This window comes from Microbispora hainanensis, assembly GCF_006874475.1.
In the GTDB taxonomy this organism is placed as follows: Bacteria; Actinomycetota; Actinomycetes; order Streptosporangiales; family Streptosporangiaceae; genus Microbispora; species Microbispora hainanensis.
This window is the reverse complement of record NZ_VIRM01000022.1, coordinates 118,859-127,761: the sequence shown is the minus strand read 5'-3', so window position 1 is coordinate 127,761 and position 8,903 is coordinate 118,859. Positions and strand designations below refer to the sequence as shown.

Annotated in this window: 6 protein-coding genes; 3 read left to right on the top strand and 3 right to left on the bottom strand. The window is 71.8% G+C overall.

What is annotated here, in order from left to right:
* Positions 1-581 precede the first annotated feature (581 nt).
* The gene (locus tag FLX08_RS19440) at positions 582-977 is read left to right on the top strand and encodes a hypothetical protein (RefSeq protein ID WP_142620289.1); all 396 of its coding nucleotides are present in this window, start codon (positions 582-584) and stop codon (positions 975-977) included.
* Positions 978-982: 5 nt separating this feature from the next.
* On the opposite strand, the gene FLX08_RS19435 is transcribed toward FLX08_RS19440, so the two are convergent.
* Positions 983-2,578 carry an ABC transporter substrate-binding protein gene (locus tag FLX08_RS19435; RefSeq protein ID WP_142620288.1) on the bottom strand — a complete coding sequence of 532 codons (1,596 nt, stop codon included), beginning with the start codon at positions 2,576-2,578 and terminating at the stop codon, positions 983-985.
* A gap of 176 nt (positions 2,579-2,754) precedes the next feature.
* Here FLX08_RS19435 and FLX08_RS19430 point away from each other — a divergent pair, with 176 nt between their 5' ends.
* Both FLX08_RS19430 and FLX08_RS19425 read left to right on the top strand, forming a co-directional pair.
* Positions 2,755-4,767: a sensor histidine kinase gene (locus FLX08_RS19430; RefSeq protein WP_142620287.1), complete on the top strand. Its 2,013-nt coding sequence runs from the start codon at positions 2,755-2,757 to the stop codon at positions 4,765-4,767.
* Positions 4,764-5,135, top strand: coding sequence for a DUF742 domain-containing protein (locus FLX08_RS19425; protein WP_244312750.1), 372 nt, complete (start codon positions 4,764-4,766; stop codon positions 5,133-5,135). The genes FLX08_RS19430 and FLX08_RS19425 overlap by 4 nt, the downstream gene beginning before the upstream one ends.
* A gap of 9 nt (positions 5,136-5,144) precedes the next feature.
* Here FLX08_RS19425 and FLX08_RS19420 read toward each other — a convergent pair whose 3' ends face one another.
* Positions 5,145-6,854, bottom strand: coding sequence for a hydantoinase B/oxoprolinase family protein (locus FLX08_RS19420; protein ID WP_142620286.1), 1,710 nt, complete (start codon positions 6,852-6,854; stop codon positions 5,145-5,147).
* A complete protein-coding gene (locus FLX08_RS19415; RefSeq protein WP_142620285.1) occupies positions 6,854-8,863 on the bottom strand; it encodes a hydantoinase/oxoprolinase family protein in 2,010 nt (669 codons plus the stop codon). Before FLX08_RS19415 ends, FLX08_RS19420 begins: the two co-directional genes overlap by 1 nt.
* Between the last annotated feature and the right edge of the window lie 40 nt (positions 8,864-8,903).

The following is an 8,903-nucleotide window of genomic DNA, read 5'->3' as shown; positions in this document are numbered from 1 at the left end:
ACCAGACCCGAAAGATCAATTAAGCAGAGGAGAGCACCGGCAACAGCCCGCGCACGCACAAGACAACCACCGAAGTGATCGAAGAGGAGTGCGCCGAACCGCGCCGACACCACAAGATTACCAGGGTCCGGCACCGCCATGACCCAACTAGAGGAGAACGCCCGCGCCACCCGAGGTATTCCCGGCTGCGCCGGCTCCGCGCGTGCGCGTCAGGTTGTCCAACACACCAGGCCGTGGCGGCTATTCCCGCAGGTCGGAGCCGAGACCACGCGCCGGGTCACCATACGCGGCAAAACGGGCGAGCGTGCGGGGACAACCAGATCCGTCTCTCAGGCATCTACTTAGCGCCGCGGCGATCAGCCGGGACGGCACGGACGATCGGGGAGGATCCACGTGAGGGACGACAGCCGCGCAGGGCCGTCTTCCCCGCGTCCCGCGACGGCTCCACGTGGCCGCCGCCTTCCCACGCAACCGAACGTCAAGCCGCTCGCAATCGCCCCGCGCTACGAAGACGATGCGGAAGTCCCCGTACGGCGCCAACCCGGCCGCCCGGACTTCTGTCGCTGGAGGTGGCCATCATCATGCGGTCGGAGTTCGACGACATCCGCGCCCACATCACCGCCGAGCCGCCGCGGCCGAGCGAGTTGCTCGAGCTCGCGCACTCCCTGCTCGACGACCTGGAGCAGTTGCGCACCCGCGAGGCGATCCTGCGCTCGCACTACCTCGCTCTGCTGACCGCCGCCCGCGCCACCGTGGCCGCGGACGCCGCAGGGCACCCCGCCGCGCTCACCTTCCTCCAGCACGAGCTGGCCGAGCACGGGCAGCTTCCCGACGGGGAGCAGGCGCAGCGGATCCTGTCGGACGCCGTCGCCGCGCAGGCCATGCTCGCCCACCTCGACGAGCCGGCGGCGCCCCGGCGGTCCCGCGCCGCCCGCGGCGCCGTGTGCGGCGGAGTCAGCCGCAGCCTGCGGGGCTGAACGGCTCAGCCGCCCGGGATGAGATCGTGCACGAAGACGACGTTGGGGTAGGCCGGGTTGTCGGTGTACCCCTGAACGTTGCCCAGGTAGGCCCGCTGATAGTTGGACACCCACGGCACCGCCACCACGGCCTTCTCCCCGATGAGCGTCCTCTGGAGCTCGGTGTACGCCCTCTCCGCCGCGGACCGGTCGTTCGTCACCAGTGACGGCAGACGGTCGATCCTCGCGTCGACGTTCCGGTCCTTGAGGTAGGTGAGGTTGAAGGACACCGGCTCCGCGCTGTGGAAGACGTTGAGGAACCACGAATAGGCGTCGGCGTAGTCGGGCCACCAGTACATGACGAGGATGTCCTGGCGCTTGGCCGGGTCGGCGGACTTGCCCAGGTTCCACTGGTCGTTCCACTGCATGGCCTTGGCGTCGAGCTGGACGTTCAGCTCGGCCAGTGCGCTCCTGAGCTTGCGCACGAGCAGTTCCTCGTCGTCGTCCCCCTGCGCGTAGGTCAGTGTCAGGCTCAGGGGGCTGCCGCCCGGGCCGTACCCCGCCTCGTTCAGCAGCGCGGCGGCCGCGGTCAGGTCCTGCTTCTGGGTGAATCCGGCCGTGTGCCCGAGCAGGCCCTCGGGGACGAGTCCGGAGGCAGGCGCCCCCGCCCCCTTGAGCGCGGCGATCAGGCCGTCGTAGTCGATGGCCTTCTGCACCGCCCTGCGCAGCCGTACGTCCGTCAGCGGGCCCGAGGCGGTGTTGAACAGCACGAGCATGTTCTGGAACGACGGCACCTGCAGGGTGCGGACGCCCGCGGTCCCGCGGGCCCGGCGGAACAGATCGGGGTTCAGCCGCTCCACGAAGCTCGCCTCGCCGCGCAGCAGCAGCCGGTAGGCCCGGTCGAGGTCGGGCGTCACGCGGAACTCGATGTTCCGGTAGTGCGGGCCCTCCCAGCCGCCCCAGTAGCGGTCGAAGGCGCGCAGCACCAGTTCCTTCTCGCGGCCCTTCTTCCAGCTCGCCACCGTGTAGGGCCCCGAGCCCGCGTCGCGGCCGGCCTGGAACCACTTCTTGAGGTCGCCCGTGCCCGCCGCCCGGGTGTCGTAGACGTATGCGGCGTAGTCGGAGGAGGCGATCAGGTCGAGCGGTGCCGCGTACTTCAGCCGGAACTCCACGGTGAGCGGGTCCTTGACCGTGATCTGCTGGACGGAGTCCCAGACGTAGGCCGCGCCGGCGCCCATCCGCTTGGTGCGCTCGACGGACGCCTTGACCGCGGCGGCGTCCACCGGCCGCCCGGTGTGGAAGACCACGCCGGACCGCAGGGTGAAGGTCCAGACCTTGCCGTCGGTCGACGCCTGCCAGCGCTCGGCCAGGCGTGGCGCGGCCCGGCGCGTCCGGGGGTTGTACATCGTCAGCGAGTCGTAGACGTTCTGCATCGCCATGATCTCGTTGGAGTACGAGCTCGCCGGATCCCAGTCGGTGACGACGTCCAGATTGGACAGGTAGACGAAGGTGGAGTCCTTCGTCGAGGGGAGGTTCGCGGCCGAGATCTCCCGGACCTCGCCTCCGCCGCAGCCCGCCAGGGCCAGCACGGCCATCACTCCCAGCACGAGTAAGCGGCGCATGCGTGCGGGTCCTTTCCGTGTCTACCATGATCGACGCTACTGCAAGATCACGATTGGACACGATATTTCCGGCCAACCGATCACAGGCCCCTCATCCGGCACACCTTCACTGCTAGTCTCTATCCCTGTCGCAAAAAGGTTTTATGTGAGGCTTGTCCCTCATTGGGCGAGGTGCCATGAGTCCGCGCAGGCGTGACCGGCCGATCAGGTCCCGGCTCATCGGCCTGCTGCTCGTACCACTCTTCTCACTGATCGCTCTGTGGGCTGTGACCGCCGGCGTCACGATCGGCGAGAGCCTGAGCCTGCGCACCTACAACACGCTGTGGTCCACGCTCCGGCGGCCCGCCGACTCCCTGATCGTCGATCTTCAGGCCGAGCGCCTGACCACGGCCCGCTACCTCGGCTCGCACCGGACGACCGACCGCGACGCCATGGTCCTCCAGCGCCAGCGGACGGACAAGACCAGGCAACAGGTCCGGACGCTGGCCCTGTCGGACGCCTCCCGCTCGGCCACCACTCCGGCCATGCGCACGCAGGTCGACGAGATGCTGTCGGGCCTCAGCCAGATCGACGAGATCCGGGCGGAGATCGACGAGGGGCTGTCCGAGCGGCTGCGTGCCATCGAGACCTACAACCTGGTCAGCGACTCGATCTACCGCATGCACTACAGCCTGGCGCTGATCGACGACATCCCGATCTACCAGCAGTCGCGCGTGGTGATCTCGCTCGGGTACGCCAAGGAGCTGCTGACCCGGGAGCAGGCGCTGGAGGCGGCGGTCGGCCCGTCGGGCGGCTTCAACGACGAGGAACGCAAGCTGTTCACCCAGCTCGTGGGCAACCGCCGGTTCCTCATCGACCAGGCGCTGCCCGAGCTGGACGCCGGCCTGCGGCAGCTCCACGTCAACCTGATCACCACTCCGCTCTACCAGCGGCTGCGGCTGCAGGAAGAGCAGATCATCGCCGCGCCCAAGCTCTCGGCGCGTACGCAGCAGGTGTGGCAGTCGACCTCCGACGACCTGGCCGAGTCGTTCCAGAAGGCGCAGACCCAGGCGGCGGCCCTGCTCGCCGAGCGCGCCGCGCCGATCGCCGACTCGATCCTGCGGCGGGCCGTGCTGGCCGGAGGCTTCGGACTCCTCGCGGTCGTCGCCTCGATCCTGATCTCGCTGCGGGTCGGCGGACGGCTCGCCCGCGAGCTGGCCGACCTGCGGCAGGCCGCGCTCGACCTCGCGAACAAGCGGCTGCCGGGCGTGCTGGTCAAGCTCAAGCGGGGCGAGGACGTCGACGTGGCCACCGAGGCGCCTCCGCTGCAGACCGTGGGCGGGACCGCCGAGATCCAGGACGTGGGCCGGGCCTTCTCCACCGTGCAGGAGACCGCGGTGGAGGCCGCGATCGGGCAGGCCCGCCTGCAGCGGGGTGTCAGCCAGGTCTTCCTCAACCTGGCGCGGCGCAGCCAGACGCTGCTGCACCGGCAGCGGACCCAGCTGCACGGCATGCAGCGGCACACGACGGACCCGGACATGCTGGAAGAGCTGTTCCGGCTCGACCACCTGACGACCCGCATGCGCCGCCACGCCGAGGGCCTGATCATCCTGTCGGGCAACGCCCCCGGACGCGCCTGGCGCAAGCCCGTCCCGATGTACGACGTCGTACGCGGGGCCGCGGCCGAGGTGGAGGACTACGCCCGGGTCAACGTGCTGCCGATGGAGGACCACGGGCTCGACGGCGCCGCGGTGGCCGACGTCATCCACCTCATCGCCGAGCTGATCGAGAACGCCACGATCTTCTCGCCGCCGCACACCTCCGTGTCGGTGCGCGGGGAGCTCGTCGGCATGGGCTTCGCGGTCGAGATCGAGGACCGCGGGCTCGGCATGACCAAGGAGCGGCTCGAGGAGCTGAACGAACGGCTGGCCGACCCGCCGGAGTTCGACATCGCGGACACCGACCGCATGGGACTGTTCGTCGTCGCGCGCCTGGCCGCACGGCGGGACATCCGCGTGACCCTGCGGCCCTCGCCCTATGGAGGAACGACCGCCATCGTGCTGATCCCATCCGGGCTCATGGTGGGCCCCAAGGATCCCGATCTCGCCCGTCTCGCCGCGGGAGAGGTCACCCCGGAGGACATCATCCTCGCCTCGCTGCAGCGGGGGCCTCAGGAGAACGAGAACACCGGCGAGGAGGACCGAAAGTGACGGAACGCATGCAGGACCAGTGGCTGGACGAGGAGGCCGGGCCGATCGTGCCGGCCTACGCCCTGACCCGCGGACGCGTGCGGCCCTCCAGCCAGGAGATCGACCTCGTCGCCATCGTGACCGCGACCGGCGGGCCGACGCCGGTGAGCCTCGGTCCCGAACAGTGGATGATCCTCAGCCTGTGCGCCCGCCCGGCGTCGCTGGCGGACATCGCCGCGGCGATCGACCTGCCGCTCGGCGTCGTACGCGTGCTGGTGGGCGACCTCCACGAGCAGGGGCTCGTGCAGGTGCGCCCACCCGCCAACGTCGCGCGCTTCCCCACGCCCGGCATCCTGTCCGAGGTGATCAGCGGCCTGCGCGCGCTGTGACCTGCCGCGTCACAGCGCGTGCGGGTAGTGCCGTGCGGCGTGCCCGGCGGTGATGTAGCCCTCCCGCAGGTCGGCCCGCACGGCCTCGGGATCGCGCTCTTCCGGCGGGCCGTACCCGCCGCCGGAGCCGGTGCGCAGGTGCACGACCGCGCCCTTGGGCAGGAAGATCCGCGTCTTCAGCGAGAAGTCCTCGGCGCGCCCGTCGGGATACTCCACCGTGAGCCGGTTGGGCCGGCCGGGCAGGCCGCCCTCCAGGCCCCAGGGCTCCAGCGCCGTCCTGGCCAGGCCCGCGGTGAGGTACTGGTCCTCCAGGATGCGGAAGGACAGGTCGAGACCCAGGCCGCCGCGGTGCCGGCCGGGGCCGCCGGAGTCCTCGGCCAGGGCGAGCCGCTCGATCCGCCAGGGGTTGCGCGCCTCCCACACCTCGGCCGGGGTGAAGCGGGTGGCCGACTCCGAGATGTACATGAGCGCGCTCGCGCCGTCGCCCGACGGCGAGGCGCCCTGGCCCACCGGGTGGGGTGCGCCGTCGGCCCACGGCTCGCCGGTCGCCTCGCGGTTGCCCCACCACACCAGGGCGTTGATGTCCCCGCCGCTGGCGGCGGGCACCGATTCCGGCACGGCTTCCGCCAGCGCCTTGATGATCAGCTCGATGGCGTGGTCGGAGGGGATGCCGTACATGAAGCAGGGCGCGGGCCGTACGGGGTGGAACAGCGAGCCGAGCCTGGTGACCAGCTCCAGCGGGCGGAAGTGGCCCTCGTTGGGCTGCTCACCGGCCCCGGCGAGGAAGGCCACCGCGATCCGCACCGCCGCCACGGTGGACGGCAGCGGGCAGTTGACCGGCCCGCCGACCTGGTCGGGGCAGTCGGTCAGGTCGACGGTCACCGACGAGCCCTCCACGACGACCCGGACGCCGAACGGGATCGGCGTGCCGTTCACGCCGTCGGAGTCGATGACGCTGGACGCCTCGTAGACGCCGTCGGGCAGGCGCTCGAACCAGCCGCGCACCAGCGCCTCGCCATGGGCGTACATGCGGGCGACGCAGCGGCGGAAGGTGTCGAGTCCGTGCCTGCGCACCAGCGCGCCGAGGGCCTCGGCCCCGGTGCGCGCCCCGGCCACCATCGCGTTGATGTCCCCGATGACCATCTCGGGCATCCGGCTGTTGGCCAGGATCATCCGGTAGACGTCGCTGACCAGCCGCCCGGCGTCGTAGAGCTTGACGCCGGGGAAGATCGTGCCTTCCTGGTGGACGTCGACCGTGTCGGTGCAGTAAGGGTCCTTGCCGCCGATGTCGAGCCAGTGGGCCTTGATGGCCGAGTAGGCGACCAGCGTGTCCTCGTGGAAGATCGGCACCACCATCGCCGCGTCCTGAGGGTGGGAGCCGGTGCCGTACGGGTCGTTGTAGAGGATCACGTCGCCGGGGCTGAGCGCGGCAGGGCCGCCGACGCCCTCGACGGCCTCCCGCACGCAGAAGCCGAGCGTGCCCATGAACGCCGGCAGCGTCGGGGCCTGCGCCAGCATGCACATGTCGGCGTCGTAGAAGGCGACGGCGAAGTCGAGCGCCTCGTAGATGATCGGCGAGAACGCGGTGCGGATCAGCGACTGCTTCATCTGGTCGGCGGCCGCGTTGAGGCCCTGCCGGATGATCTCGGTGGTGACGGGGTCGGCGCCCTCGCCAAGTCCGGGGTGGACCTCCGCGTATCGGGTGCGGACGATGGTCATCAGCGGTCCTTCCGTGTGATCACGAGGCAGCCGCTCTCGTGCGTCTCCGCCGCGAATCCGGCGTCCACATAGGTCGTCGCGGTCGGCTCCACCACCAGCAGCGGGCCCTCGGCCACGCCGTCCAGGTCCTCCCGCCGTACGACCGGGGCCTCGGTCCAGGCACCCCGGCGGAACGACCACAGCCGCGTCGTCCCCCGCCCGCTCTCGCCGGACGGCGGGGCGGGCACCATCGGACGGTCCGCGTCGAGGACCACCCGGCCGGTCGCCCGCACCGTGACGATCTCCAGCGGGTCGGGCAGGGTGTGGCCGAAGGCCCGGTGGTACGCCTCGGAGAACCGGGCGGACACGGCCGCCACGTCGTCCTCGCCCAGCCGCACCGGGATCGTCAGCGTGTGCTCCTGACCCCGGTGGCGCAGGTCGAGGTCCACCTCGCGTACGGCTCCGGGCTGCGCGAGCCGTTCGAACAGCGTCTCCGTCACCCGCTCGACCAACGGCAGCGCCTCGTCGTCCAGGGGGCGCACCATCGTGCGGGCGGCCGTCCGCACGATGTCGGCCTGCACCAGGCCGACGGCGGAGAAATTGCCCGCGTTGGGCGGCACGACCACGGTGTCGACGTCGAGCTCGTCGGCGAGCAGGCAGCCGAACACCGGCCCCGCGCCGCCGAAGGCGACGACGGCCCCGCCGCGCGGGTCCACGCCCCGCTCCACGGTCACGCCGCGTACGGCCTGGGCCATGTGCGCGGCGGCGATCCTGATCACGCCCACCGCGACCGCGTCCACGCCGTCGATGCCCGTGGGGCCGGTGAGCGGCGCCAGCGCGCGGGCCGCCGCGTCCTCGGACAGCTCGATGCCGCCGGAGATGTGGCCGCGGGGGATCATGCCGAGGTGCAGGGCGGCGTCGGTCACCGTGGGCTCGGTCCCGCCCCGCTGGTAGCAGGCGGGCCCGGGGTCGGCGCCCGCGCTGCGCGGGCCGACGCGCAGCAGGCCGCCCGCGTCGGCGTACGCGATCGAGCCGCCGCCCGCGCCCACCGACCGCACGTCCACCCAGGGGCTCTGCAGCGGCAGGCCGACGACCTCGCCCTGGTAGAGCAGCGGGAGCCGCCCGTCCTCGATGAGCGCGGTGTCGAAGCTGGTGCCGCCCACGTCGGCGGCGACGGCCGTGCCGATGCCGAGGGAGGGACCGAGCGAGGCGGCCAGGCGGGCGGTGGCGGCGGCCCCGGCCACCGGGCCGGACAGGATCGTCTCGAACGGCCGGGCCGCGGCCTCGGCCAGCGCCAGCGCGCCGCCGCCGGACCGGGTCACGAGCAGCTCGCCCGCGAACCCCCTCGCGCGCAGCTCGCGGTCGAGGTTGTGCAGGTAGGGGCCCATGCGGTGGCGGACGAAGGCGTCCACGACCGTGGTGCAGGTGCGCTCGTACTCCCGGTATTCCCCCGACACCTCGTGCGACAGCGAGACCGGCCCGGCGAACCCGGCCTGCCTGAGCAGCTCGGCCGCCCGCGCCTCGTGCGCGGGGTTGGCGTAGGAGTTGACCAGCACGATCGCGACGGCGTCCACGCCCTCGGCGGCGAACGTCTCGGCGGCCCGCCGCACGTCCTCCGGCTCCAGGTCGCGTACGACCGAGCCGTCGGCGGCCACCCGCTCGGCCACCTCCAGACGCAGCCGCCGGGGCACGAGCGGCGGCGGCGGGGTCCAGAACAGGTCGTAGGGGTCGTCGCGGTCGCCCCTGCGGATCTCCAGCACGTCGCGGAACCCGGCCGTGGTGATCAGGCCCACGGTCGCGCCGCGTCTTTCGAGCAGCGCGTTGAGGCCCACGGTGGTGCCGTGCACGAAGTGGCGGCAGCGCGCGAGCAGATCCGCGGGCACCGCCGCGTCGACCGCGGCGAGGACCCCGCGTTCCGGCGCGGACGGCGTGGTGGGCTGTTTCGCGACCCTGATCTCGCCGGTCGCGGCGTCGTGGAGGACGAGGTCGGTGAAGGTGCCGCCGACGTCCACTCCGATGACCGTTGTCATGCCAGGCAACGTAGATGCGGCCGGACGCCGCGTCGATGTG

Bases quoted from the DNA above. Each gene is read 5' to 3' on its own strand.
- FLX08_RS19415 (WP_142620285.1), bottom strand. From the start codon at position 8,863: ATGACAACGGTCATCGGAGTGGACGTCGGCGGCACCTTCACCGACCTC.
- FLX08_RS19435 (WP_142620288.1), bottom strand. From the start codon at position 2,578: ATGCGCCGCTTACTCGTGCTGGGAGTGATGGCCGTGCTGGCCCTGGCG.
- FLX08_RS19420 (WP_142620286.1), bottom strand. From the start codon at position 6,854: ATGACCATCGTCCGCACCCGATACGCGGAGGTCCACCCCGGACTTGGC.
- FLX08_RS19440 (WP_142620289.1), top strand. From the start codon at position 582: ATGCGGTCGGAGTTCGACGACATCCGCGCCCACATCACCGCCGAGCCG.
- FLX08_RS19430 (WP_142620287.1), top strand. From the start codon at position 2,755: ATGAGTCCGCGCAGGCGTGACCGGCCGATCAGGTCCCGGCTCATCGGC.